Annotated in this window: 19 protein-coding genes and 1 CRISPR repeat array; of the genes, 11 read left to right on the forward strand and 8 right to left on the reverse strand. The window is 67.1% G+C overall.

Going from position 1 to position 25,922, the window contains the following annotated elements:
- The first annotated feature begins 898 nt into the window (after window positions 1-898).
- The 11 genes from ACWEF2_RS22035 (at window position 899) to ACWEF2_RS22085 (ending at window position 15,708) form a co-directional block, all read left to right on the forward strand.
- Window positions 899-2,407: an ABC transporter substrate-binding protein gene (locus ACWEF2_RS22035; RefSeq protein WP_453817919.1), complete on the forward strand. Its 1,509-nt coding sequence runs from the start codon at window positions 899-901 to the stop codon at window positions 2,405-2,407.
- A 5-nt stretch (window positions 2,408-2,412) separates the two neighbouring features.
- Complete coding sequence (locus ACWEF2_RS22040; protein ID WP_453818021.1) at window positions 2,413-3,429, forward strand: ABC transporter permease; 1,017 nt, start codon at window positions 2,413-2,415, stop codon at window positions 3,427-3,429.
- Window positions 3,422-4,519 (forward strand): ABC transporter permease subunit, encoded by a 1,098-nt coding sequence (locus tag ACWEF2_RS22045; RefSeq protein WP_453817921.1) that lies wholly within the window; start codon window positions 3,422-3,424, stop codon window positions 4,517-4,519. The genes ACWEF2_RS22040 and ACWEF2_RS22045 overlap by 8 nt, the downstream gene beginning before the upstream one ends.
- Window positions 4,520-4,629: 110 nt before the next feature.
- Entirely contained in the window at window positions 4,630-5,670 is a 1,041-nt protein-coding gene (locus ACWEF2_RS22050; protein WP_453817923.1) for an ABC transporter ATP-binding protein, read from the forward strand.
- Window positions 5,667-6,761 (forward strand): ABC transporter ATP-binding protein, encoded by a 1,095-nt coding sequence (locus ACWEF2_RS22055; RefSeq protein ID WP_453817925.1) that lies wholly within the window; start codon window positions 5,667-5,669, stop codon window positions 6,759-6,761. The genes ACWEF2_RS22050 and ACWEF2_RS22055 overlap by 4 nt, the downstream gene beginning before the upstream one ends.
- The gene (locus tag ACWEF2_RS22060) at window positions 6,758-8,275 is read left to right on the forward strand and encodes an MFS transporter (RefSeq protein ID WP_453817927.1); all 1,518 of its coding nucleotides are present in this window, start codon (window positions 6,758-6,760) and stop codon (window positions 8,273-8,275) included. Before ACWEF2_RS22055 ends, ACWEF2_RS22060 begins: the two co-directional genes overlap by 4 nt.
- 123 nt (window positions 8,276-8,398) lie before the next feature.
- Complete coding sequence (locus tag ACWEF2_RS22065; protein WP_453817929.1) at window positions 8,399-9,178, forward strand: SDR family oxidoreductase; 780 nt, start codon at window positions 8,399-8,401, stop codon at window positions 9,176-9,178.
- 439 nt (window positions 9,179-9,617) lie between these two features.
- Window positions 9,618-10,436, forward strand: coding sequence for a VOC family protein (locus ACWEF2_RS22070; RefSeq protein WP_453817931.1), 819 nt, complete (start codon window positions 9,618-9,620; stop codon window positions 10,434-10,436).
- Between the two features lie 388 nt (window positions 10,437-10,824).
- Window positions 10,825-12,060 carry an amidohydrolase family protein gene (locus ACWEF2_RS22075; RefSeq protein WP_453817933.1) on the forward strand — a complete coding sequence of 412 codons (1,236 nt, stop codon included), beginning with the start codon at window positions 10,825-10,827 and terminating at the stop codon, window positions 12,058-12,060.
- Window positions 12,061-12,875: 815 nt separating this feature from the next.
- On the forward strand, window positions 12,876-15,056 hold the full coding sequence (locus tag ACWEF2_RS22080; protein WP_453817935.1) for an acetate--CoA ligase family protein: 2,181 nt from the start codon (window positions 12,876-12,878) through the stop codon (window positions 15,054-15,056).
- Window positions 15,057-15,171: 115 nt separating this feature from the next.
- Complete coding sequence (locus tag ACWEF2_RS22085) at window positions 15,172-15,708, forward strand: DoxX family protein (RefSeq protein WP_453817937.1); 537 nt, start codon at window positions 15,172-15,174, stop codon at window positions 15,706-15,708.
- A gap of 3 nt (window positions 15,709-15,711) precedes the next feature.
- Window positions 15,712-16,106: a CRISPR direct-repeat array (repeat unit 29 nt; unit sequence GGGACCATCCCCGCGTGCGCGGGGAGCAT).
- A 177-nt stretch (window positions 16,107-16,283) separates the two neighbouring features.
- Here the strand turns inward: ACWEF2_RS22085 and cas2e are convergent.
- Genes cas2e through cas3 form a run of 8 tightly spaced genes read right to left on the reverse strand, consistent with a single transcriptional unit; the run spans window position 16,284 to window position 25,423 of the window.
- Window positions 16,284-16,631, reverse strand: a complete 348-nt coding sequence (gene cas2e, locus ACWEF2_RS22090) for a type I-E CRISPR-associated endoribonuclease Cas2e (RefSeq protein ID WP_355599370.1) — start codon at window positions 16,629-16,631, stop codon at window positions 16,284-16,286.
- Window positions 16,628-17,593 carry a type I-E CRISPR-associated endonuclease Cas1e gene (gene cas1e / locus ACWEF2_RS22095; RefSeq protein WP_453817939.1) on the reverse strand — a complete coding sequence of 322 codons (966 nt, stop codon included), beginning with the start codon at window positions 17,591-17,593 and terminating at the stop codon, window positions 16,628-16,630. The genes cas2e and cas1e overlap by 4 nt, the downstream gene beginning before the upstream one ends.
- 3 nt (window positions 17,594-17,596) lie before the next feature.
- On the reverse strand, window positions 17,597-18,283 hold the full coding sequence (gene cas6e / locus ACWEF2_RS22100; protein ID WP_453817941.1) for a type I-E CRISPR-associated protein Cas6/Cse3/CasE: 687 nt from the start codon (window positions 18,281-18,283) through the stop codon (window positions 17,597-17,599).
- Window positions 18,274-18,999, reverse strand: coding sequence for a type I-E CRISPR-associated protein Cas5/CasD (gene cas5e / locus ACWEF2_RS22105; RefSeq protein ID WP_453817943.1), 726 nt, complete (start codon window positions 18,997-18,999; stop codon window positions 18,274-18,276). The genes cas6e and cas5e overlap by 10 nt, the downstream gene beginning before the upstream one ends.
- Entirely contained in the window at window positions 18,996-20,192 is a 1,197-nt protein-coding gene (gene cas7e, locus ACWEF2_RS22110; protein WP_453817945.1) for a type I-E CRISPR-associated protein Cas7/Cse4/CasC, read from the reverse strand. The genes cas5e and cas7e overlap by 4 nt, the downstream gene beginning before the upstream one ends.
- Entirely contained in the window at window positions 20,189-20,824 is a 636-nt protein-coding gene (gene casB, locus ACWEF2_RS22115; RefSeq protein WP_453817947.1) for a type I-E CRISPR-associated protein Cse2/CasB, read from the reverse strand. The genes cas7e and casB overlap by 4 nt, the downstream gene beginning before the upstream one ends.
- Window positions 20,821-22,512 carry a type I-E CRISPR-associated protein Cse1/CasA gene (gene casA / locus ACWEF2_RS22120; RefSeq protein ID WP_453817949.1) on the reverse strand — a complete coding sequence of 564 codons (1,692 nt, stop codon included), beginning with the start codon at window positions 22,510-22,512 and terminating at the stop codon, window positions 20,821-20,823. The genes casB and casA overlap by 4 nt, the downstream gene beginning before the upstream one ends.
- On the reverse strand, window positions 22,502-25,423 hold the full coding sequence (gene cas3, locus ACWEF2_RS22125; protein ID WP_453817951.1) for a CRISPR-associated helicase Cas3': 2,922 nt from the start codon (window positions 25,421-25,423) through the stop codon (window positions 22,502-22,504). The genes casA and cas3 overlap by 11 nt, the downstream gene beginning before the upstream one ends.
- Window positions 25,424-25,922: the final 499 nt, after the last annotated feature.

Consider the following 25,922-nt stretch of genomic DNA (forward strand, 5'->3'; position numbering starts at 1 on the left):
ACACCTCCCTCCGATCACTCTCACCCCACCGCCCGCACGCTCATCATGGAACGAGAATTCAATACCGTCAAGATGTCCTGCCTGTTTCCCCCGGTCACGCGCTGCCGGTCGCGGTGCGACGTCATCGGCGGCGAGCGGGTAACGGCCCTCGGCACGGACCACGCGACGGCGAGGCCACCCGCAAAAAGCCCCGGCCTTCTTCCCGGGCGAGACGCGGCAACCGCCCGGTTCGAGCTCCTCGACGCGGAGAGTGCCGATCACGCCATCGCGAAAACGCGCGCCTGGCCGGAGGTGTCACGGTCGGGCTCCCACGAGTGGCGCGGGCGGCCGGCCCCGGCGGCCGTGCGGCGGCGCGAGCGTCTCAAAGGCACCTCCGAGGCGTCGACGGCCGGAGGGCGGGGCGCTCCGGCCGCGTGCCGACGTGCCCGGTCGACGGTGGAGTCCACGTCCGCCGTCCCCCCGGCCTCCCCGGCCTCCCCGGCTGCGGCCCGGAGCCGATCAAGGCCACTCTCCCGGATTCCACCGGTCGACCAGCGGCGATGCCGTGGCGGGCGCCGCTGGGACCACGCTCGAACCAGACATGGCGCCGGCGCGGCGCGAACCGGCACCCCGCACCGACGACAACGCGGTTCCCCTTGAACGCGGGCGAAGGCGACCCGTCGCCTCTCGCCACGGCCGCGCCCCGCCGGGAGCAGCGCTACCACAGGTCCGACCCTGCCTGAGCCTTGACGACACTGCAATCTAGTTCCATGATAGGCGCCACAGCCCGCCCCTGCGGTAGCCGTTAGGGGTTTGTCCATGTGATGTGCCGAGCGCACTGGTCCCGATCCCCCTCTGCGAACACACATCAGGACGGAGAAACAGCGTGGTCAGAAACGGGTCTTGGCGGTTCACTCTGGTGGCGGTGGCTACGGTCGCCACCACCACCCTCGCAGGGTGCTCCAGTTCGAAACCAAAAGAAGCGGCAGCAGGGCCGTCGAGCATCGTAGTGGGTGAGTACTCGGGCATCAATTCGCTTGACCCGATGATGAATACGGGCAGCATAACAATCGGAGGCAACGAGACTCTCGCCATCTACGGTACATTGGTCCGCTGGGACACCGGAAAGAGCGAAGCCGTGCCGTACATGGCACAGAGCCTGGAGCACAACGAGAATCACACGGAGTGGACGCTGAAGCTGCGTCCGGGAATGGTCTTCTCAGACGGAACTCCGTACAACGCCGCAGCCGTGGTGAAGAACCTCGACCGGGATCGGAAGTCCTTCTTCTCGATCGCGAACTCGCTCGCGGTGGTTGATTCGATCGAGGCAACGGACGACGCGACCGTCGTCATAAAGCTGAAGCAGTCGGACGCCCAGTTCTCATATGTGCTCGCCATCGGGCCGGGCATGATCGCGGCACCGAGCTACATTGACAAGGTGGACGGCGGCGACAAGACCGCGCCGGCGGTCGGCGCGGGCCCGTTCGTGGTGAGTGAATTCAAGCCGGGCAGCAGCCTCACATTGAAGCCGAACCCGACGTACGCCCTCGACAAGCCGCTGCTGTCGAGCCTGAAGTTCCAGGTGGCGGGCACGGAGCAGGCCCAGCTGCAGGCATTCGAGTCCGGGCAGTTGCAGGCCGGAATCGTGCTCGACTCCCACTCGGACGTGGAGATCCGGGAGAAGAAGATCCCGACGATCTCAACCAGGCAGACCTCCGGGGTCGCCATCCTGCTGAACAACCGGAAGAACTCGCCGTTGCACGACGTGCGGCTGCGTAGGGCCATCCAGCTCGCGTTCAACCCCAAAGTTTGGAACGAGCGAAACAACGGCGGTGAAGAAGTCGCCAGCGACATGCTCTTCATGAAGGGGTCGGTCTTCCACTCCCCCGACCAGCAAAGGATCCCCTACGACCCGGCGGAGGCGAAGCAACTCGTCGAGCAGGTCAAGGCTGAAACCAAGTGGGACGGCAAGCTGAACTGGGTCGGCCCCAGCACCCAGACCAACCAGCCTGTAATCCTCTCGTCGATGCTGAACCCCATCGGCATCACGCTGAACGTGACGAACCTTCCGGTTGCGAACTTCTTCACCAAGGTCTACGCCGACCATGACTTCGACCTGGCCGGCGGGGGCGGCGGCATCGCCGACGCCACACCTTATGGCAGCATCAACAACAACTATGTCACGCCGACGAACACGCTCGGGTACAGCAACCCGAAGATGGTGAAGATTGCTAACGAAATGGGTGCCGCGTCCACGCTTGAAGAGCGTCAGGCGGTAATGAAGAAGTTCCTTGCGCTCTACATAGAAACCGTCCCCGCGATTTCCTGTGGCACAACCACCTGGAACTTCTTCTACAAGCCCAATGTACATGGTCTGCAGCAGGTCGGCGGCCAGATGATCCAGTTCGACAAGGTCTCGGTGTCGTGACCTCAATGACGCCTGACCACATGTCCTTCCCGCGAAGGTTGGGCGACGGGATCCGGGCGATCACCCGGATCCCGGTGATCGGGCCGCTCCTGGCCCGGCTCCCCCACCTGATCATCGTCCTGCTATTCGTGTCCTTCTGCACATTCATGCTCATCCACATCTCCTCGGGCAGTCCGGCGGCCGCCATCCTCGGCCCGTCCGCCACCCCTGAGGCGATAAATCAGATCAATCGCGAGCTCGGTCTGGACAAGCCACTGCTCGACCAGTACCTGAACTGGATGGGCAACGCTCTGCAGGGGGACTTCGGAAACGCACTCGTCGCGCCGTACGGCACCGTCGCGTCGCGTATCCAGACCGCCCTCCCCGTCACCATCCAACTCGCCGCCATAGCGCTGCTCATCGCGTTTCTCATCGCGGTCCCCACCGCGGTTTACGCGGGATACCGTCCCGGCGGAAAGGTCGACCGGATCCTGAACGCCACCAGCATTGGTTCGCTGGCCGTACCGGCCTTCGTACTGGCGCTCGTGCTGGCACTGCTGCTGACTTTGCAGGTGCACCTTTTCCCGCGTACAGGATGGGTCGCATTCAGCACCGATCCGTTGCGCAGCATCAGAAGCTCATTCCTGCCGGCCCTGACGCTGGCCATGCCCATGATCGCTTATTTCTCCCGAGTACTCCGGGCGGAAATTCTCCAAACGCTTCAGGAGGACTTCGTCCTGTTCGCACGGCTTCGTGGCCTGCCGATCAGGACGATTCTGTTCCGCTACGTCCTGCGCCCCTCGTGCGTCTCGCTGGTAACCATCTCGGGCGTGACACTCGGATCCCTGCTCGGCGGCACCGTGATCGTGGAGTCCATCTTCGCGCTACCCGGCATGGGTCATCTGCTGCTCAATTCAGTCGTCAACAGCGACTACCCGCTGGTTCAGGGTGGCGTGCTCTTGACCGCCGTCGCATATGTGGTGATCAACGCGCTCGTCGACCTGTCCTACAGCCTGATCGACCCGAGGATGCGAAATGCCTAGAACCGCGGCAGAGAGCGTCACCGACACCACAGCCGCCGACACCACAACAGCCGCCGGAACGGTGACACCACCCGCGGGCACCCGGCACACCCGGACCCGCCGAAAGTGGCTCGGCCTGGCAATCGTCGCCGGCGGACTGGCGTTGTTGTTCCTGGCCATTCTGCCTGCGGCGCACCTCCCCGCGTGGGCGCGCTGGCTGATCGCCTTCGCGGGTCTGTTCGCCTGGTTCCGGGGGACCGACAGAGCGGCGAAGGCCCATTTCGGGCCTCAGTTCCAGACCGGGCTGTGGATGGCCGCCATCTGGACCGGATTCATCGTCCTGCTGGCCGTGATCGCGCCACTGCTGCCCCTGCAGGGCCCGACCTACCTCCCCTTGGACACGCCGTCCTGGATCTCCGCCAACCCCTTCGGCGATTACATCCTCGGCACCGACGGTAATGGACGTGACGTCCTTTCCCGGGTCATCAACGGATCTCGAGTCTCCCTTATCCTCGGTGTCGGCAGCGCCGTGATCGGGGTAGTACTCGGAATGAGCATCGGCGTCCTCGCGGCGCACTACGGCGGACTCCTCGATGCGATTATTCGGGTCGTCACCGACAGCTTGCTGAGTTTTCCGCCGCTCGTCCTGCTGCTCGCCCTGGTCGCGGTGCTGAAGCCGACCTTCAGCACGCTGTTCCTTGCCTTCTCGTTCTTCGTCGTCCCGTCGATGGTGCGCCTGTCGCGGGGAACCGCGGCACGGCTCGCCGCACGAGAACACGTGCTGGCCGCGAAGGCACTCGGCGCGCGAGGCCCGCGCATCATGGCGCGGGAGTTGCTGCCCGGCGTGGCCCGCGTGCTCCTCCCGTTCAGCGGAATCATCGTCGCGGTGCTGATCATCGCCGCGGCGTCGCTGAGCTTCCTCGGGCTGGGCATTCCGCCGCCTGCTCCCACATGGGGCGGCATGATCTCGGACGCTCAGGACGTCCTGCAGCAGCACCCGCAGGGCGTGCTGATCCCCTCCATCGTCTTGTTCATTACCGTGGTGGCCTTCAACAGGCTGGGTGAGGGCGCAAGAGCTGCCACGGACACGAGAGAGTCGGTTCTCGGGTGACAACTACCTCTGCTACCTCTGCCTCTCCTTCCGCCTCAGCCTCAGCGTCGAGCGATGTTCCGCTGCTGGAGGTCACCGACCTGTCCACGACGTTCACCACGCCACGGGGCTTGATCCGGGCGAACGACTCGATCAGCTTCACACTTCACCGTGGCCAGACCATCGGCGTGGTGGGCGAGACCGGCTCAGGGAAGACCGTGCTGGGCCGGTCGATCCTGGGCGTACTGCCTCGGCGATACACGACATACACCGGCTCGGTTCGCTTCCAGGGTACGGAGCTGACCACACAGAGCCGCGCGGAACTCGCGAAGCTATGGGGCCCGGAACTGGCCATGGTCATGCAGAATCCGATGACGGCGCTGGCGCCGGCCCGGCGCATCGGACAGCAACTCGCCGACGGACTCCGCCATCACCTGGGGATGTCGCGCGGTGAGGCGAAGGCCGAAGCGATCCGGCTCCTGCACGACGTGCGTATTCCGGACCCGGAGCAACGCAGCAAGGTGTTCCCGCATCAGCTGTCCGGCGGTCTCCGTCAGCGGGTGACCATCGCGCTCGCGCTCGCCGCGAACCCGAGCCTGCTCATCGCCGACGAGATCACCACCGCGCTGGATGTGACCGTGGCCGCCCAGATTCTCGATCTGCTCGGCCGGATCCGGGAGGAGCGGGAGATGGGCATGGTCCTGGTCAGCCACGACCTCGGCGTCATCGCCACCCGGACCGACGAGGTCAAGGTGATGTACGCCGGACGGATCGTCGAGTCGGCTTCGACACGCGCGTTGTTCGCCTCTCCGCAACACCCCTACACCGAGGCTCTTCTCAGCTCGATACCGCGCCACAGCCATACCCCGCACGCTCCGCTGAACGCCATCCCCGGCGCGCCCCCCAACCTGGGCCGGATTCCCGTGGGCTGCGCCTTCGCCCCGCGGTGCCCGTACGCCCAGGAGCGCTGCCGGACGGAGCAGCCGGGCCTGGTCGGCAACGGTGCCGGCCATGCGGTGGCGTGCCACTTCCCGCGCAACGTGCCGGGCGGCTTGGTCGGTGCCGGAACCGGCGAAGCGATTCGTGTGTCCTCAGAGGTCCGCGAAGGGCCCGGCACCGTCGCCGTCAGTGCCGTGACCGGCCCCCCGGCAGCTACGGAAGGTGGAATGTGAACGCCCCCGGGTCAAAAGAACCCAACCCCGCCGCCGCCGCCGACGCCGATCGAACCGGCGAGGTACTCGTCGACGTTCGCAACCTGTCGGTCACCTATCAGGTTCCCACCGGCCGTCTGCAGGCTGTTTCCAACATCTCGTTCACGATCGAGAAGGGCGAGACCCTGGGTCTGGTCGGTGAGTCGGGATGCGGGAAGTCGACGGCCGGTCGAGCCCTGGTGTGTCTCCCGCAACCCGAGCACGCGAAGATCATCTTCGAGGGTGTCGACATCGCCAACCTTTCAAAGGCGAAGTTGCGCAAGATGCGCACCCGGATGCAGATCATCTTCCAGGACCCGACGTCCGCGCTGAACAGTGGGCGCAAGATCTCGGAGATCGTCGCCGAGCCCTTCGTGATCTGGAAGACCTACCCCAACAAGGCCGAACGCAAGAAGCGGGTCGACGAACTGCTCAACGCGGTCGGGCTCGACCCGGAGGTCTTCGGCGATCGCCGCGCGCACGAGCTGTCCGGCGGCCAGTGCCAGCGCGTCGCGATCGCGCGCGCCCTGGCCTTGGAGCCCAGCTTCATCGTCTGCGACGAGGCGGTCTCGGCGCTCGACGTCTCCGTACAGGCGCAGATCCTGAACCTCCTGGAGGAACTGAAGGAGAAGTATCAGCTCACCCTGCTGTTCATCTCCCACGACCTGTCGGTGATCCGGCACATGTCCGACCGGATCTGCGTCATGTATCTCGGCGTGATCTGCGAGATCGGGCCACGCGACGCCGTCTACGACGCGCCGCGGCACCCGTACACCTCGGCTCTGATCGCCTCGCTGCCCGAGCCCGACCCCACCCGGGAGCCACAGCGGCCACCGATCGAAGGCGACCTCCCCTCGGCGGTCAACCCACCGTCCGGATGCCGGTTCCACACTCGCTGCCCACGTGCGACGGACATCTGCCGCAACGTGGTGCCGCCGCTGGACCCCTTCACGGACGCCGAAGGCCACTTCGTGGCCTGCCATCATCCGCTCGAACCGGGCGAGAAGCTCGTGAGAACGGATGACACGGCGCGGGCGGGTACGACCTCCGCGCTTGCGCAGGCGACTGGATGAGAGGCTCCCGCCCTACGGTAGAGGTACCCGAAGAAGCCGGTTCCGGCCGGATAACCGGCCGGCTTCGTCTCGCTCTCGTCGTCATCTGCGTCACCCAGTTGATGATGGTGCTGGACGGCACCGTGGTTACCGTGGCCCTGCCCTCCATTCAGCGCGGCCTGGACATGTCGACGGTCGGCCTGGTGTGGGTCACAACCGCGTACACGCTCACCTTCAGTGGATTCCTGCTGTTCGGCGGCCGGATCGGTGACCTGTACGGCCGGCGGCGACTCTTCATCATCGGCATCGGCCTGTTCACCGTCGCGTCACTGCTCGGTGGACTGGCCGTCGACGACATCTCCTTGATCGTCACACGTGGCCTGCAGGGAATCGGCAGCGCGATCGCATCCCCGACCGCGTTGTCCCTGGTGATCACGAACTTTCCGGAAGGAAAGTTGCGCAACAAGGCCATGGGTGCCTACGCCGGCATGTCGTCGATCGGTGGTGCGATCGGCCAGATCGTCGGCGGCCTGCTGGTGGACATGGTGAGCTGGCGCTGGATCTTCTTCATCAACGTGCCGTTCGGCCTGCTCATCATGTACCTCGCCCGGCGCGCGCTGGACGAGGGCCGGCACCACCGCGGGCGGCTCGACGGCATCGGCGCGCTGACGGTCACCGCCGGCATGGTCCTGCTCGTCTTCGGTCTGACGGACGCCGCGTCGAACGGCTGGGGGAGCGCGAGCGTCCTGGGGTCGCTCATCGGCGGAGTCGCGCTGCTTGTCGTCTTCGTGATCTGGGAAGCACGTACACCCCACGCTCTGATGCCGCTGCGCATCTTCAAGGACCGAACCCGGGCCGGGGCCTACATCGTCGGTTTCTTCCTGGGCACGGGCAGCGTCGCCGCGTTCTTCTTCGTCACCCTGTACCTGCAAGAGGTCCTGGGCTTCAGCGCCCTGCAAACGGGCATGTCGTTCCTGCCGATCGCCGCCGTGGTGATCATCGCAACGCAGGTAACATCGCGGCTGGTCAACCGGTATCCGTTATATCTGCTGATCGCCATCGGAGCGCTCGTGGACGCGCTCGGGCTGGGCTGGCTCAGCATGATGGACGCGAATTCAAGCTTCATCGACATTCTGCTGCCACAACTGGTTATGTGGTACGGATCCGGCACCGCGATGGTCCCGCTCGTTCTCGCCGCCGTGTCCGGCGTGAGCGACGCCGAAGCCGGCCTGGCCTCGGCTGTGCAGAGCACCTGCCAGCGCATGGGCGGCGCGATCGGTCTCGCCGTCCTGGCCACGGTGTCGGTCATGGTGACCAACAACGACCTGGAGTCCGCGGGCACCGGCGCGGTGACCGAGCAGGTACGTCACGCCGCCATGGCCCATGGATACGCGCAGGCGATACTCGGCGGCGCATGCATCGCGATGGTCTCCTTCGCGCTGACCGTGCTCATCTTCGGCATAGGTAAGGGCCGGTCGGCGAGCAGGAACCGTCGGCCTCGGAATCCAGAGTCAGGCGGCGCATCGGAAGCCTGACTGCGAAAACCTTGATTCATCACATCAGAGTTACATCGAAACAGGCCGGCAGGGGCGGCTGATTGGCCGCAACACATCGAGCACGATTCTGCGCGGCAATCACGGAGAGAATAGGTCAAGGAAATGGGAGATCTGGACAAAAAGGTAGGCGTCGTGATGGGGGCGGGGCCGGGCATCGGTCGCGCGACCGCTCTCGCTCTGGCCAATGCGGGCGCCAACGTCGTCATAGCGGCACGCAACCTGGAGCGCTTGGAGACACTCGCCTCCGAGCTCACCGACCAGACCGGACAGCTGATCATCCCCCTAGAGGCCGACCTTGGAGACCTCGCGTCCTGCAAGACCCTTATCGCGGAGACCGAAGAACGCTTCGGCCGCCTCGACGTCCTGGTCAACGTCGCGACCGGCGGTGGATCCAATACGCCGATCATTGACGCGGACTGGGATGGGTGGCGGAGGGCTTTCGAGCTCAATGTGATCGGTAATCTTGAGCTCAGCCGCCTGGCCGCGAAGATCATGATGCAGCACGGTGGCGGCTCGATCATCCAGATCGGCACGTTCGGCACGCACAGCCGGCCCGTTCGTCAGGGGGCGTACACCTCGACGAAGGAAGCGCTGCTGTCCGCGTCGCAGACCCTGGCGAAGGAACTCGGGCCGAAGAACATCCGGGTCAACATGGTGACGCCGGGCTACACGACCGGGCCCAATCTGGACAGCCTGTTCACCGGCGTCGCCCAGCGCACCGGAGAGCCGGTAGAGGAGGTTTCTCAGCGGCTCGCGAAGACGGCCGCGCTCCGCAGCCACGTCGACCCGGAGGACATCGCCGCCGCGGTGCTGTTCTTCGCCGGGCCCGGGGGCGCCCGCATCACGGGCGTCGAACTGCCGGTGACCGCGGGCCAGCGCTGATTCGAAGAGCCGCGGCCCGGGCCGCCGGGCAGGTCATCCTCGGATGATCCGCCACAGCGGCGCGCTGATCGCCACCCCCCCACCCCGTCGCCTCGCCGATCGGCGGACGGCGTTCGTCATCACGCGCCGGCCGCCGATGCGGCATCAGCCTGGCCAGGGCCCGCTCGACCACCCGTCATCGGGGACGCGGACGCGAGTCCACAGCGCCCACAATCACCACAGTGACCCACACACTAGCTTAGAACGAGAATCCAATATCACTTAGCTGTGCTTGGCCGGCACGGTCCTTGCAGGTGGTCGTTGAACTGACCTAACGTTGCAGATACGGCAACGTCCAACGATGGGTCATCGTGATCAAATTGAATTTGAAGTCTAGATCTTTTGCGTATTCAAGCCCGCGTGCGTCTCGGACGCTCGGCCCGGCGAGGGGCGGTAACTGATGTCCATGCCATTCAAGCTCGACCACCTCGCCATCGGCGTGAAGCAGTGGGCCGACGCGTATCCACGCTTCGCCGTCGAACTGGGCGGACGGTGGAGCCACGGTGGCGGCGCCGGTGAGTTCTGGCCCTACCAGCTGACGTATCGCGACGACATGCGGCTTGAGTTCATCTCCCCCGGCGACAGCGTCGCCGGCTTCATGCGCCGCTTCATCGACCGTAACGGTCCCGGTGCGCACCACATCACCTTCAAGGTCCCCTCACTCGACAGGGCACTGGAGGAGATCGGCGACCTCGATATCTCCGTCCTCGGCGGCCGGACCAACATGGACTTCTGGCAGGAGGCCTTTCTGCACCCGAAGCTCGCCGGTGTCGGCACGCTCATCCAGGTCGCGCAGATCGACGAAGAGGCGATGGATCGGATGAAGATCGGCGCCAAGCGGCCGGAGGACTTCCCGGAACAGCTCGGGCCACAGCATGGCGTGGCCTGGATCGGCCTGAGCGTCGAATCACTCGACCAGGCCAAGGATCTTTTCGTCGGCGTACTGAAGGGCAACGTCGTCGAGGAGGGGCCGGGGTGGGCACGGCTGTCGTGGGGACCGTCGCGCGGATTGTTGCTGCGCGACGCAAGCGGTGCTCCCGGCGATTCCGAGCTCTGGGCGCAAGCGCCCTTCCCCGGTGTCGCCCACCTGATGTTCGGGCCCGTGACCCTCTCGGTCGATGACATCGCCACAAGGAGGGTCGACGCCGATCTCCTGCCCCAGGATCCGCTGACACACACGCCGGTCTGGATGGTCGATCACCCGGTGACCTCGGACTGACGTTCCGAGCCACCGCTGTTCCAAGCCACCGCCGTTCCGAGCCACCTCGGACGGCCTTGCCGGAAGCCGGGCTTGAACGGTTGTGACGACTCCGGGAGCGGGTGCTCCGGGAGCCGGACCAACCGGCTTGCGAGCGATCCGGCCGAGATCGTCTTGAGGGAGATCGGTCATGCCGGCTCCCTCGCGTGACGTCAGCGTGCACAACCCGTGGTCACCGTTCGGTGTCGTCCGCAGGAGTCGTTCCTGTCCGCGGCACCGTCCGGCATCGGCGTCGGTCTCGCCGACCCGATGCCGACGAGGAAAAAGACTCCCGCCGGGAGCCTTGACGCGGCATCGGAACGACGGATAATTTAGAGTCAGGTTCCAGTTATTGGAAGGACGGGCGGAAGTGGCCGACAGCGCTGCGGGCGATGCCCCGTACACAGTCATTACAGCCGATACCCACGGTGGGGGCAGTCATGCCCAGTACCGCGAGTATCTAGATCCTAAGTATCGCGAGCAGTTCGACGCCTGGCGAGCCAAGTACAAGAACCCCTACCGGGACCTCGCGCCCGGTGACGACCGCCGGCTGCGCAACTGGGACGACGAGATGCGCAACAGCCAGCAGGACGAGGACGGAATCGCGGGGGAAGTGATCTTCCCCAACACGGTTCCGCCGTTCTTCCCCGGCTTCGTGCTGTTCGCCCCACCGCCCAACCCGGAGACCTACGAGCTGCGGCACGCGGGCATCCAGACGCACAACCGCTGGCTTGTCGACTTCTGCTCCAGGTACCCGGACCGGCGTAAGGGGCTTGGCCAGATCTTCCTGAACGACATCGACGACGCGATCGCCGATATCAAGTGGATCAAGGAGAACGGCCTCGCGGGCGTGCTGATCCCGCCGGTCCCGCCGGACGCGCACGGTTTCATCCGCCCGCTGAGCGACCCGGAGTACGACCGGATCTGGTCGCTGTGCGAGGACCTCGACCTGTCGGTCAACGTGCACGGCGGCACCGGGTCACCCTCCTACCCGAAGCTTCCGTCGTCGCAGATCCTGCACCTTCAGGAGATCACGTTCTACAGCCGGCGCCCATTGACGTGGATGCTGCTCTCGGGTGTGTTCGAGCGGCACCCCAAGCTGAAGTTCGTGATCACCGAGATCGGTTGCGCGTGGCTCAAGGAGTACGCCGCGGAACTCGACGGCATCATCAAGGGGGTCCAGTCCGGGCAGACGGGTGAGCTGCGCTTCGCCGAGGGCATGGCCCCGCCGAAGCTCGCCAGCGAGTACATCTACAACAACGTCTACGTCGGCGTCAGCATGGCAAGCACGCGTGATGTCGCCGCTCGCGACGTCGTAGGCCCCGGCCATTGGATGTGGGGCAGCGACTACCCGCACGACGAGGGCACCTACCCGTTCTCGAAGGAGCACCTGCGGGTCAGCATGGCCGGTCTCAGCGTTGCGGAGAAGCGTGCTCTGCTCGGTGAGAACGCCGCCAAGCTTTACGGTTTCGACCTCAATGCCCTGGCGCCGGTCGCCGCGAATATCGGACCGTCGGTCGCGGAGCTCGAAGCACCTCTGACGTCGCTGCCCGAGGGCGCGAACGGGGCGCTGCGTGGCGTGTTCGCCGGCCGGGGCGCTTCCTGAGGCGTCGTGGCCGGCTCGCCTCCTGATACAGGTCGACGTGTTCGAGAGGCATGATGAGGCTCCCGCGGGCTCGCATCCCGCGGGAGCCTCTGTTTCCTCCCGTTTCCTTCTGTTCCGTCCTGTGTTGTCGGCGGCGAGCGCGTCGGCGCCGCCCCCCCTGGCCTCCGCCCCCCGCCGGCCTGGGCTCACCCGGCCCGCCGCAACACCGGCTCCCCGAACTGATATCAGAATTTCGTTCTGAAATTTGACGAACGCCCTCCCCGAGGATTTTTGCAGACTCTGTTGTTAAGGGAGTATTTGCTCCCGTAAGTTCTATCCGATCCTAATTTTTAGGTTTCGGGCCATTTTTGTGTGTTTTTTCCGGCGAGCCGGGCGAAGCGCCTCCCGCACCGCGGCCCAGGGCGGGCAGTCGTGCGGCAGGTGGCACCGGGGCGCGCCGGCGCGGTCTCCACACACGATCACGTCCACAGAGACGCCCAGATCATGCCCGGTAGATCCTCCGAAGCCCGCGGCGACCACCTGCCGGCGGGCGCGCCGAGCGATCAGGACGGGTTCGGCGGAGGGTTCGCTCCAGCACCCCGTCGAAACAGATAAAACACCATATATACCCCAAAGCGCCCACTGTGCCTGATGGGCGGCGCCCCCTCTTTTCGCTCGCATCGAACTAATCGTGACACGACCAAATAGGACAAAGCCTGAACGTGCAGGGACTGCGCGTTTCCACTCACAGGCACGAACCTATTGACAACAGTGGGACTCTAATTTCAATATATGCCACAGGTGATCGTGCCAGTGATCAGACGATGGGGAGTGCAATGAGCGTGGATCGTGAGCCGGCTCAGGCAGCAGGCGCCGGAAGTCTTGCTGCGCAGGGTGGCGAACACCCGCTTGCCTCGATGTTCGCGCCGAAGGGCATCGCGATCGTGGGTGCGAGCGAGCGTTCGGCGTGGTCATGGCAGACGTTCGGCAACTTGCACCGCGGGAATTACCCGCACGAGATCCACCTGGTCAACCCCAAGGGCGGGCAGATCCACGGTCAGGCGGCGGTACGGTCGCTGCGCGAGGTCGAGGGCCGCGCTGACCTGGCGGTCGTCCTGACCGGACCCAATTCGTTGCCGGCGATCATGGACGAGGCGGCCGCGGCCAACGTGCGCAACCTGGTCGTGATCGCCGCCGGCTTCGGGGAAGCCGGCGCGGAGGGCGCCCGGATGGAGCGGGAGCTCAAGGAACGGGCAGACGACCTCGGCCTGCAGATCCTGGGTCCGAACAACCTGGGATTCATCAACACGGTGGGGGCCACCTACGCGTGGACCTCGCTGATGCCGGCCTCGCTGACCCCGGGCAGTGTCGGCATCGTCTCGCAGAGCGGCGCGCTGGGCATCTTCCTGATGAACTACCTGCAGAGCAGGGACGTCCCCTTCAGCCATCTGATCAGCGTCGGCAACGAAGCGATGCTCACCGTCGCGGAAGGCATGGACTACCTGCTCAGCCAGGAGTCCACCAAGGTCATCGCGCTGTACGTGGAAGCGGTCCGGCACCCGGAACTGTTCATCGACGTGGCCGAGCGCGCCCTGGCCGCAGGAGTGCCCGTGGTGGCCTACAAGGCCGGCCGCGGCGAGGTCGGCGCGAAGGTGACCGCGGCGCACACCGGCTCGCTGGCCGGTGACAACCGCGTGTACAGCGCGATCATGGCGCAGCACGGCGTCGTCCAGGTGGACACCATCGAGGACCTCGTGACGACCAGCGGGCTGCTGGACGCGTACGGCGAGCTGCCGGGTCATCGCGTCGGTTTCGTGACCGCTTCCGGCGCCATGTGCGGCGTGATCGGCGACGTCTCCGAGGAGAACGGCCTGGCGCTGCCGGAGCTCGACGAGTCGACGGTGCGGGCGCTGCGGGAGGGCGGCCTGCCCGACTTCGCCACCGCGCAGAACCCGCTGGACACAACGGGCTACCTGACCATCAACCCCGCGATCATGCCGATGTCGCAGGAAGCGGTGGCGCGCGACCCCAACGTCGACATCCTGGTCGTTCACGGCGGGGTGCCGGCCACGCCGGAAGCCGCGGCCATGTACTCCGGCGGCGGCGGTGGCGGTGGCGGTGGCGAGCAGCCGAAGAGCATCGACGAGATCAGCCCCGTCCCCGTCATCCGGATGGAGTTCTTCCCCACCGAGCGCACCGAGTTCGCGCGCGAGCTGCGGCGGGAAGGCAAGGCCGGCTTCGTGGCCGACTCCTTCACCCGCGGTATCCCCGCGTTGGCGAAGGCCATCAGGTGGTCGGAGCTGCGCAGGTCGCGCAAGACCGAGCCCCCGGCCGTCACACCGCCGCGACTGGATCTGGACACCGGCACCCAGTGGTCCGAACGGCAGGCCGTCCAGCTGCTGGCGGAGCACGGCGTTCCGGTCGTGCCACAGCATCTGGTGACCAGCGCCGACGAGGCGGAGAAGCAGGCCGAGTCGTTCGACGGGCCGATGGTGCTCAAGATCAGTTCTGCCGATGTCGCGCACAAGACCGACGTCGGTGGTGTGGTGCTGGGTCTGCGAACTCCGGCCGAGGTACGCGCCGCGTACGAGCGCATGATCGCCGACGTTCGGGCCGCGCAGCCACAGGCCGCGATCGAGGGCGCGGTGCTCAGCCCGATGCGTCCGGAGGGCCTGGACCTGGTGGTCGGTGTGGTCCGTGACCAGGTGTGGGGCCTGACGCTGGTGGTCGGCTTGGGCGGCGTGTGGGTGGAGGTCCTGCGCGATAGCGCCATCCGCGCACTGCCGACCGGCACGGCCGAGGTGCGCAAGATGTTCACCGAGCTGAAGAGCTTCCCGCTGTTCGAAGGCTTCCGGGGAGCGCCCCCGGTCGACCTGGACCACCTGGCCGAGGTGATCGGCTCGATCGCGAACATCGCCACCGCCTGCGGAGACCGCCTGGAAGCACTTGAGGTCAACCCGCTGCGTGTACGCGGCGACAAGATCGAGGTGCTCGACGCCCTCGTCCGCTGGGTCTGATTCGGCGCTTACCGCGACTGTCGACGTCCCGTAGGTCTGAACCGGTCGGGGGCGGCAGGTTGACGCAGGATGGTCGGCCACAGTCAGTGGCCGGTTCACTTGAGGGAGAGCTTCAATGATCGACGAAACGGCGTCGGCCCCGAACTTCGTGCTTCTCCTGTTTCGACTTGTGTTAGCCCTCGTATTCGTCGCGCACGGCTGGAACCACATCTTCGGCGGCGGCAAGATCGAGGGAACCGGACGATGGTTCGACTCGCTGGGCATGCGACCAGGCATGATGCACGCATGGTTCGCAAGTCTCACCGAGATCGGCTGCGGCGTGCTCGTGGGACTGGGCTTGCTGACGCCTCTCGGCGCCGCGGCGATGTTGGGCGTGATGGTGGTGGCGTTTATAACAAACCACATGCGCAACGGCTTCTTCATCTTCCGCCCAGGCGAAGGATATGAATACGTGCTCGTGCTGGCCGTGTGTGCCGTCGTCATCGGCGGATTGGGTGGCGGTGGCTGGTCGGTGGACAGCGGGCTAGGCATATTCGGCGGCGGATGGGGTCAGCTGATCTTGACCGCGGCTGCCGGAATCGGCGGAGCCGCCTTGCAACTGATCGTGTTCTGGCGGCCGAGCAAGCCGCAGAACGCAGAGTCCAAGGCCTAACCCGGAACCATCCCCGCGTGCGCGGGGAGCATCAGAAGAAGCGTCACGGAAAAAGCCCTCAAGGGGGACCATCCCCGCGTGCGCGGGGAGCATCCGCAGATGAACCCGAGAGTGCATGTCCCCGCGGGACCATCCCCGCGTGCGCGGGGAGCATTCGCCGCTCAGTACGAGGTGAGTATCGCGACCGGGACCATCCCCGCGTGCGCGGGGAGCATGCCTATTCCCAAGCGCAGCATCTATTCCTAGGAGGACCATCCCCGCGTGCGTGGGGAGCATCGCCCTTGCGGCCGTGGGCCGGCATCCCCGCAGGGACCATCCCCGCGTGCGCGGGGAGCATACCGTCTCGACAACCTGATTCTGAGTCGGGCTGGGACCATCCCCGCGTGCGCGGGGAGCATACTCAGTGAGCTGCGGGTTTACCCGGGGCGGCCGCGGATTTCGAGCACTTTTAATGATTCGGACATTTCGCCCACCTTGAAAACGGCTCCTGTCCCCACCGGAAAAAGAGCTTCAGCCGCGGAATCATCGGGTCTGCGACCGTCGAGTCGGCGTTCACCCAACAGAGTCCGCCTTCGTCATCGCCGGTATTTGCGGCGCTTGGCGGCGTTGCTCCAGCCGCTGGGCGGCGGCGCCGAAGAGACCGCCGGCCGGTCCTTCGGCCGGCGGATCAGGACGAGGCCCTCGTGGTCGACCGGGTGCCACTTGTGGTCGTGTGTCTCGAAGGTGAAACCTTGCTCATTGTTGGTGCTGTAGGCCATGAGGGCCCGTCCGGTGTCGGCGTACTGCCGTACCTCCGCCCACAGCACCTCCCGGATTCGCGCTGACGGGCCACCGATGAAGACACCGGGGGATATCTCCATCAGCCAGCGCGTCAGGAAACCGCGAAGCCCGGCGGGGCAGCGGGTGAGGACGACGATCGTCACCAGTCCACCTCATACACATGGTCGTCGCCGTAGTTGCGGCCCGACTCCACCTCGACACCACGGTCGCTCTGCAAGGTGACGCGGTCGACGTCGTCACCGGTGGGATCGGGCGCGGCGTCGTCGACCACGAGGAGACGCTTGATGTCACCCACACATCGCTTCAGCAGACCGATGCGGTTGATGTGGTCGCGGATGGCCCGCCGCGTACGAGAACCCACGTCGTCAGGGCTCTCCGCGGCCACGTCGAACGCGATCGGCAGGGCGATCTCGGTCTTGTACAGGTCGGCGATGTCAAGGACGAACGCCAACTCGTGCCCCGAATGAATGAAGCCCAGTCCGGGGGCGCAGCCCAGCGCGGTGACGGTTGTCTGGGCGACGCCGTACATGCACTGGGCCGCCGCCGTCACCGCCTGGTTGGCGGGGTCACCGGAGCTGAAGTCGCCCGGCACGTAGACCCGGCCGTTCCAGGGTAGACCGACCCGGGCGGCTTGCGCGCGGTAACAGTCTTTGACCCTGCTGCCCTCCCGGCCGAGGAGTTCGTGCCGGGTGAGTCTGTCCACGTCTTCGCCGGGGAAGCGCATGCGGTACATCTCGCGCGCCACCTCCAGCCGCGTACGGCGGTTGGCCCACTTCGCGGCCTGCGCCTCGACGAGGGCGGAGGAGCGGTTGAGCGAGCGTCCGCCCGAGTAGAAGCGAACGCCTCGTTCACCGACCCACACCACGCCCGCTCCGCTGTCACCGAGCACAGTCATCGCCTGGTGGGTGACGCTCGTGCCGGGGCCGAGCAGGAGCGTCCCGATCGTGGCGGAGGGGATGTGGGTGATGCCGTCGGCGTCCTCCGCGGTGATCGCGTTGTCGTCGCGGTGCAGCTTGCACCGCTCCAGATAGACGAAGGAGATGCGGTCGCCCATGCGGGTGAGTTCGCGCGGTGTGGAGGCGCCGCGCCGCCCAACGGTGGACATGGCTCAGACCTCGGCCAGGGTCAGCAGGCCGCAGCCGTACGCCTTGGCCTTGCCGATCCCCCGGACGAGGGCACGCCGGAACGCCTCGGCGTCGAGGATCTCAAGGCGCCCGTCGAAGGTGACAGTGACCAGGGTGACCGGCTGCCGCTGCTCACCCTTCCCGAAGGTGAGCCGCCGCCGATCGCGCACCGTCAGCTCGTACTGATCCTCCACCATGAGACGCCGCTCCGGCGTTTTCTCCACGACCCGGAAGCCCGCGTTCTCCTGGCGTTTCAGCAGCCAATCGCGTTGATGGCGAAGGCCGACGTGAGCGGTCACTTTGGTGGGCTCGCCGTCTTTACGGCGTGCGGTGTGGACGGGGTTGGCGGTGAGACGGAACGCCCACTGGTCCCCGGTGGCCAGCCGGGACAGGAACGGCCCGTAGTCGTAGGTCTCCCATCCTCCGGTCGTGGGCCAGCCGGCCTGTTCGACCAGGTGCGTGAGATCGGGCTTGTCCGGGCTGACCATGAACAGACGGGTCTCGGCCGCGCTGTCGCGGTCGACCCTCCACAGCACACGGGCGCCGTCGTCGGCGGGCACGGGAACGTCGGCGAACGAGGACATGACCGCGGCGTGCAGGGCCTGTGGTGAGGACAGAAGCCGTCGCGCGCCGACTCGCGCCGTGTTGAAACGGAACCGGGTCAGGTGCATCGGGCGCCCCCCAGGACGGAGACCGGGTCGTGATCGGGAACCGTGGCGGGAGCGCGATGGGCGGGGTTGGGGACGGTGACCCATCGTTGGCTTACGCCGCGCAGCGCGTACCGGCGATGGAGGGGATCGAAGCTGACCGGCTGGTCACGCACGGTGTCGACCGGGCCGTCGTCGGCCACGGCGTCCTCCCGTACCTCCAGGCGGATGGAGGACTCACGGCCGCGGCGGCGCTGGTGCCACCGCGCGGCCCGCCACGGCTCGCGGTCCAGGGCGTTCCCCAGTGTGAGCTCGTGGAAGACGCCCAGGTCCACGGGCCGTGCCGGCGGGCACGAGCGGCGGCCCAGATAGGGCAGGAACACCGGTGCGCGCACCGCCCGGTGCAACTCCTCGATCAGCTCCCGCTCCCCTTCGACCCCCGCGACGAAGACGGCGTCGGCGAGATAGAAACGCTCCGACACCGGCATGGCGCCTCCGCCGACGAACCGGTGAGCGGTGTGGAAGTCGCGTAGCACCGTACCCGGCTGGTCGACGCGCGCGCCGAAGCGCAGCGCCACCAGATCGGTCAGGTCGTCGGTGCGGGCACGGCCCAGCGCGGCGGCCAGCAGTCCTATCACCGCGCTCTTGGTGGGCGCCGGTTCGGTGGTTCGCCGGGCGAAGCGCGAGGAGGCCCCCCACGACTGCAACGGTCCGGCGAACTGCATCAGCAGGACGCTCATGCGCCGTCCTGCCGCTGGGCGACCTCCGCGCCGACGGCCGTGACCAGGTCGGGCAACGCCAGTTCGGTACCGAGGCCGGACAGCGCCTCGGTGTTCCCGCCGACCCGGAGGACCCAGGTGGGCGTCTCCTGGGAGACGCCGTAGACACGCTCGATCTCGGGGGCGTAGGCGGCGAGCCTCTCGCATGCCTGCCGCATGTGGCCGCCGATCGCCGGCTCGGCCCGGCACGGCTCCTCGAAGGCCCCCACGAGGCTGATGGGACGCGCGGACCGCAGTTTCACCACCACGGCCTCCGGCAGCGTGTGGTTGCCAAAGGTGTTGATCTTCCCGGTGGGCATCGAGGTGAGAAAGCACTCGACGAAGACCTCGGCCGCGCGGCGTACCGGCCGGGTCAGCGGCTCGTCCTCCCGCAGCCCCGCCCCCAGATTTCTCCCCAGCAGATCGATGTCGACGGCGGCGTAGCGGTACAGGGTGGCGGAGTTGAACTCCACAGTCCCGATCATGCCGGCGCCCAGGTCGTCGGTCTCGCGCTTCTTCCAGTCGTCGACCGCGGTGTAGTAGTCGGACTCGTTGTCCACCCGGTGCACGCTTATGGCGTGCGCGACCTGCGCGGCGGCGTCGACGTTGATGTCGGCGCCGTCGGCCACCATCCGGCCGAACAGGGCGATGTCGACGGAGTGCCGGATGTTCGCCATCTGCTTGGCGAGGTCCTTGTTCGCCTTGTCCTTGAAGAAGTCCTTGCCCGCGCCGTGCGCCTTGACGGCGAGCTCGGCCAGGTTGTCCAGCTGATGGGCGCTGAGGAACATCAGGTACTTCGACTCCGGAGCGGGAGGCGGGCTCTGCTTGTCCTTCGTGTCCGCCTTGCGCTTGGGCGTCTCTATCTTGGAGCCGGTCGCCGTCTGGACGGTCTCGGCGGCCAGGGCCCATGCCTGGGTCTCCTCGATCGATCCGTCCAGCCGTACGATTCGCTCGGCCAGGACCTCGGCCACCTTGCGGGTACGGACGCCGAGCTCGCTCGGGTCCAGCAGGTCGTGGAAGCTCCGCCGGGTGGCCCGCTTCCACGCCTGGCTGGAGACACGCGCGCGCGGCACGCCCCCGTACACCGCGCTCTTCGGCGCCCCGGTGTCGTCGCGGTTCAGGCAACTCGGCGGCACGGTCTGCAGCGCGTGCACTTCGAGGATCGTACGGGTCATCGCGTGTCCTTGTCGGTGGGAGCGTCGGTGGGGGAAACGTTCGGACGGTAGGAGTGGAAGCTGCGGCCCCATCTCCGGCGCACCTCACGCATTCCGTCGGGGACCTGGGCCTGATAGAGCTGGCCGGCCAGAAGGTCGTAGTCGAGGGGGATCGACTCCCGCCTGAGAAGGGAGACGATCCCGCGCAGTCTGTCGGCGAGCGCGTCGCCGGTGGTGGCGGTGCCGAGGTGGACGAAGCGTCGCCGGATCGGCTCGTCGATGTCGCCGCCGGGCATCAACCGGCGTACGGCGGTTCCCAGCTCGGCGCCTCTGCAGTGCATCCCGTGGTTGACACGCGACTGCTGGTGCAGGGCGTACAGGGTCACCGCCAGGAAGTGAGCGGCCTCGGCCCTCGCCTTCTCCCGCTCGGACCAGTCCTGCCGGTTCAGCAACTCCTCGGTGCCGCTTACCCCCCACAGCTCCGGCACGTCCTCGGGCACCTTGCCCGCACCGCGCCTGAGCTGTGCCAGGGCCGCGACCGCCGAGCTCCGGTCGGCGAGATAGCCCCTCTGTAAATCGGCGATGAACGCACCGGCGACCTCACCGACCACTTCCGCGATCGGCCGGTGTTCGGTGGACGGGGTCGTGTTCATGCCCGTGCCTCCACGGTGTGCTGCTCGTTGTCGGTGTTTCGGGGCTCGGGAGGGTTCGCCGCGGGCAGGGCCTTGCGCAGCCTGATCCGGAAGGACAGGTCGGCCCGGGAGGCGGTCAGCCAGAGGTCCTGGCCGTTGCGGGTTGCGACCATACGTCCTCCCCAGGCCGCGTCACCCGCCTCCCGCAGCAGGTCATCCCCCAGCCGGCCGACGAGCCGATGGGCCTGGGTCTGCCATGCCGCCCGCTTTTCCTGGGGGGAGTCGCCGGGACGGAGCCCGGCGAGCCAGTCGCGGAACGCTCTGTCGAGAGCGCCGAACCCGAGGTGTCGCGCGCTCTCCTTGGGCGGGTCGGGTTCCGCGCCGACGGCACGGGCGAGATCGGCGGCGAGGTCGCCGAGCGCGGTCACCGCGTCCTCGGCATCCCGTACGGCATCGACGGCGGCCCGGCCGAGGCCGGTGTCACGATCGTGCAGCAGCACCACGGGCATCGCCACGGCGTCGTCGACGATCTCGTCGATCACCGACTGCTGCGTGCCGTACACCGCGCCGATCAGCCGTGCCCGGATCAGGAAGTCCGGCGGCAGGTCGCCCTCGACGGTGAGCCGGGCCACCCAGTCCAGGATGCGAGGCCGGACGATCGCCGCGGCCTCTCCTCGCTGCTCACTCCATTGCGTACGGCCGGCGACCAGCGCCCCCAGCCCTCGCCACGCGCTGCGGCTGGGGTCGTGCTCCCGTGGCAGATATACCTGGGGCAGGCCGCGTTTCTTCTCCTGAGCCTCACTGCGCCTCCAGCCCGTCATCGGCTCGCGCCGGTGCTGATTGTGCGCACCGAGCGAGTCGCCGTAGGCGAGGATCACCCCGTGCACGCCTTCGGCGTCGTGGGCGAGCCGGACCCGCCGGGACTGCCAGGTGTACAGGTCACGCACCCCGGCCGGGCGCCCGCTCAACTCGGCCGGAGCCATCTCCCCTGGCCCGGTGGGGGGACGGCGCCACGCCGGAAGGTCCCGCTCGGGATCGACGCTCAGGTTGCCGGTGTCGAAGGCGACGAGGTTGAGCAGCAGCGTCTCACGCAGGTCGTCGCCCTCCGCGAAGACCCCGCCCAGACCGCCGGCCCAGGCGACGCCTTGCGGATATACCTTGCCCCCCTTGACTCTGGGGTCGCCCAGCGCGCCGGTCTTGATGCCGGAGGTGTCGAAGGCGTGGGCGTGGACGAGCCACCGGGCGGCCTCGGCGAAATCGAGTCGCTCGACGCCTCGGACACGCATGGTGAAGAACCGCGCCCCGTTGGGCACATCGGCGACGACGCGGTCCAGTGAGGCGAAGCCTCCGCCGACGCTGCGCAGGTCGGCGGTCTGCAGAAACGGCTCTTCGGGATGGAGCAGGTCGAACCGCGCGCGGTGATCGTCCAGGTAGGCGGTGATCCGGTCGAGCGGCAGCCCGCCGTCCCACAACTCCTGCCACTCTTCGAGGTCGCGCGGCCCGTCGAGCGCGTCGTGCAGGATCGCCAGGAGCAGCCGCAGCAGCGCGAACTCCTGGGTGGGAACCTCACCGACCAGCCGCCGCAGATCGCCGGCCTGGTCGAAGATCTCCCGCAGGGACAACTCGTCCCCCGTGCCGTCCTTACGCAGCACCGGCAGCCACGCGCTGCCGGTCAGATCGAAGGACGGTGTGATCGGTTCACTCGGCATGAGCCACCTTCAGCCCGTCGTGAGGGGTGTAGCGCAGGTCGTAGCCCGCCAACCGGGCCCGGCAGTCGTCGTCCAGCATGAGGATCAGCTCGCCGGCCAGCCAGTGGCTCTCCTTGGCCTGCCAGGCCGGGACGCATTCGGCCTCCAGCTCCTCGATCGCCCGATCCGTCGTCTGGGGGATCGAGAAGTGGAAGGGCAGCCGCAGACCGCACGAGGCCACGACGCGGGCCATCCGCGGCTCCGGCACGGAGTCCACCGGCAGTTCCAGGCCACCGTGTCCCTCTCCGATGTGCGGCATCGTGACCAGCGTGCCGTCCGCACGGCGCTGAACGACGAGCACCTCCAGCGACTCCATGCCGTCACGGACCTGCGCCCGGCCTTTGCGCGTGTCGTCGGCGTCCCCCACCCCGGCCTCCAGCCAGCCGATCAGGGCCCGGCCCGGCTTGCCGACGTCGTTGAGCTGGAAGTCGAGTGCCTTCTCGGTCTGCCGCGCGTGATGCAAGTCGTGATCGGCGCGCGCTCGTTCCATCGCCTCCTGCCACCCCTGGGGGCCGACCGGATCGTCCCCGTAGGCGCGCTGGACGAGAGGGCTGATGTCCTCGGGCAGGCGAACGACGTGGCCCGTCTCGGCCGTTCCCGCCAGGTACGGTTCCAGCACGGCCGCCGCCCGCAGCAGCGGATACAGCCGGTAGATCCGCTGCGAGCCCCGCACCGGCTCCACCGGAGCCGCCTCCCAGTTCGCGCCGGTCAGCAGACACCGCGCCGTACGGAGGCGAACCGGACGATCGCTCTGCCCTTCGCCGCGCAGGTGCCGATGTTGCCGCCCCATCCGCTGAAGCAAAAGGTCAATAGGGCACAGATCAGACACAAGAAGATCGAAGTCGATGTCCAAGGACTGCTCGGCGACCTGGCTCGCCACCACGATGTGCACGCCCGTCGGCCGACGCCCCGCGCTCTTGTCCGGCGGGCCGAACATCTCCAGCAGTTCGGCGTCCTTCCTCGCCCGGTCGAGATCGAGGAAGCGGGCATGCGCCACGGTGACCCGATCGGCTCCGAACCGTTCACGCAGATGATCGGCGGTCTCCAGCACCCGGTCCACGGTGTTCCGCACCACCAGGGCGCAGCCGCCCCCGGCCAGTTCCTCCGCGAGCCGGTCCCCCAGTTCGGTGAGCTCGTCGCCGAGCCGTTCGAGGTGGATCTCGACGCCGCGCCCGGAGGGCTGAACGGTCTCGACGACGGGCCCCCGGCCCGGCTCGACGACGGTCAGCAGCGGGTAACCGTCCGCCTTCTCCACCTCGTCGAAGCGGGCGTCGCCCGCCGGCGCGCCCGCGTACGCCTCGGCCAGCTCGCGGCGACGTCGCGCGGGCAGCGTGGCCGACAGCACCACGACCGGGACACGGTACGCGCCCAGCCACGACAGCACCCGGTCCATGTAGGAGCTCATATAGGTGTCGTAGGCGTGTGCCTCGTCAATGACGATCACCTTGCCCGCCAGAGCCAGATGGCGGAGCGCCAGATGCCGGCTCTTGAGCCCCATGAACAGCAACTGGTCGATCGTGCCGACCCCGAACGAGGCCAGCATCCCTTTTTTCTTACCCCGTAGCCACTGGTGGGCGACCAGCTCGGACGACGACACCCGGCGGTCACCCCGGTGCCCCCACTCGTCGGCGCCGCCGTCGGAGTCGACCTGGCGGACCGCCCGCCTGCCGGCGCGTACCAGGCCCGTGTACTCCTCGTTCAGTGCCGCTTTGGAGTGCGCCAGCAGCACCGAGCGGGGTCCCTTCCCCTCGGCCCGCTCATCCGGAAGGCGACGCAGCCACTTCAGTAATCGCGGGAACATCGCGTTTCCGGTGGCCATGGTCGGCAGCGCGACGAAACAACCACCGGCCCCGGACTTGGCGGCGTAGATCTCCGCCACCGCGAGCGCCGCCTCGGTCTTTCCCTCCCCCATCGGGGCCTCGATCACCATCAAACCCGGAGCGTTCGTCGCCCGCGCGACCGAAACGGACCGTTCCTGCACCGGACGGATACGCGCCCCGGCCGGAAAGTCGAACCGGGAGAAGAAAAGATCGCTCGGCTCCCCCTCGGTGGTGACGGCATGCCACGGAGAGGGCAGGTCCAGACCGCGCCACGCCGCCTCGACACGTTCCCTGTGCCCATGCCGTTCCGCATCGGGAAAATAGGGAAAAAGGTCGGAGTTGCTGGCGATCCAATCGGCGACGATGACCAGCCCGGTCAGCACGACCTGCACGGGCTGCGGAAGCCTGACCGTCCGCCAATCGTCGAAACGATCCCCGGCCCCCGTCACCTCCGCGCAACGGTCAAGGAGTTCCCACTGCACACCCCGCCAGAGCGTTTCGCACCCGGGGGTGCGCAGCAACTCGGGGTGCGCGTTCAGCTCGTGAATATCGCCGTAGGCGGGCGGCACCCCATGATGGCCACCGGCGACGACGGCGAACTGCTGGGCGGCGGACTTGGGCCAGTCACACCGATCGGCCAGCCACTCCTGCAACAGCACCTGACCGGCCAGGCCGTGCGGCGCGAGCTTGCGGTCGGGCATCCGCTCGCGAGCGGGCATGTCCAGGCCGGCGGCGCGCATCGTGGCGGCGAGCGACTCCACCTGGCAGGCGAACGCGGGGGACGCCTTGCCCACGTCATGGGTGGTCGCCAGCCACACCGCCAGCCGCCGGGCGTCCTCATCCCCTCCGGGAAGCGCCTCGGCGATCAGCCGACGCACCTGGTCGGGCAGCCAGCGATCCCACAACAGCTCGGCCACGGCGCCGCTGTCGGCCAGATGCCGCCACAGAGGGAGCGATTCATCGGCGTCCCGATCATGCTTGGCCCAGACCGACCGCGCCGCCCGGGAAAGCCCATCCTCAAACCAGACGGCCGAGCGATCATCTCTGTCCATGGAAACCACCTAAAACCGTTCCACCAGGCCACACTCCCGCATTCAAAGATTCTTATCAAACCGAGACGTTTGGACAAGAACATCTTTCAGGAAGAAAAATGGCCTTTGGGGCAAAAATGCACTGAAGAGCCAGGCTGAAAGCGACACAGAAGTGCACAATAATCCAACAAGCCCCCCAGTCGCACCCCAAAGACCCGCATTCGCCACACTGAGGACTACGGAACATCTTTCACCCAGAGAGGCGCGACACCCACCGCAGCACCTCCCATGATCGCGAACTGCAACACTTTGCCGCCGGACGGATGCGTCGGCACTCCCAGAGCCGCACGGCCCCAACAAAAGGCATTTTTAATTATGTATACAAATTATCAGGATCAGCACACCGGAGACAGCATCCCCCCGTGCGCCAGAAAGGGTGTGGAACACCCAAGGGAACAGGCATGATGGGGTCGCTCCCCGCGCACACGGGGAGCGACCCCAGGCGACATTCGTCGACACC

The organism is Streptosporangium sp. NPDC004631 (assembly GCF_053601935.1).

What these genes read in the sequence shown, in the direction of transcription:
- ACWEF2_RS22040 (WP_453818021.1), top strand. Translation starts at nt 2,413, where the DNA reads ATGACGCCTGACCACATGTCCTTCCCGCGAAGGTTGGGCGACGGGATC.
- ACWEF2_RS22045 (WP_453817921.1), top strand. Translation starts at nt 3,422, where the DNA reads ATGCCTAGAACCGCGGCAGAGAGCGTCACCGACACCACAGCCGCCGAC.
- ACWEF2_RS22060 (WP_453817927.1), top strand. Translation starts at nt 6,758, where the DNA reads ATGAGAGGCTCCCGCCCTACGGTAGAGGTACCCGAAGAAGCCGGTTCC.
- ACWEF2_RS22065 (WP_453817929.1), top strand. Translation starts at nt 8,399, where the DNA reads ATGGGAGATCTGGACAAAAAGGTAGGCGTCGTGATGGGGGCGGGGCCG.
- ACWEF2_RS22070 (WP_453817931.1), top strand. Translation starts at nt 9,618, where the DNA reads ATGTCCATGCCATTCAAGCTCGACCACCTCGCCATCGGCGTGAAGCAG.
- ACWEF2_RS22080 (WP_453817935.1), top strand. Translation starts at nt 12,876, where the DNA reads ATGAGCGTGGATCGTGAGCCGGCTCAGGCAGCAGGCGCCGGAAGTCTT.
- ACWEF2_RS22085 (WP_453817937.1), top strand. Translation starts at nt 15,172, where the DNA reads ATGATCGACGAAACGGCGTCGGCCCCGAACTTCGTGCTTCTCCTGTTT.
- cas1e (WP_453817939.1), bottom strand. Translation starts at nt 17,593, where the DNA reads ATGTCCACCGTTGGGCGGCGCGGCGCCTCCACACCGCGCGAACTCACC.
- cas6e (WP_453817941.1), bottom strand. Translation starts at nt 18,283, where the DNA reads ATGCACCTGACCCGGTTCCGTTTCAACACGGCGCGAGTCGGCGCGCGA.
- cas5e (WP_453817943.1), bottom strand. Translation starts at nt 18,999, where the DNA reads ATGAGCGTCCTGCTGATGCAGTTCGCCGGACCGTTGCAGTCGTGGGGG.
- cas7e (WP_453817945.1), bottom strand. Translation starts at nt 20,192, where the DNA reads ATGACCCGTACGATCCTCGAAGTGCACGCGCTGCAGACCGTGCCGCCG.
- casB (WP_453817947.1), bottom strand. Translation starts at nt 20,824, where the DNA reads ATGAACACGACCCCGTCCACCGAACACCGGCCGATCGCGGAAGTGGTC.
- casA (WP_453817949.1), bottom strand. Translation starts at nt 22,512, where the DNA reads ATGCCGAGTGAACCGATCACACCGTCCTTCGATCTGACCGGCAGCGCG.
- cas3 (WP_453817951.1), bottom strand. Translation starts at nt 25,423, where the DNA reads ATGGACAGAGATGATCGCTCGGCCGTCTGGTTTGAGGATGGGCTTTCC.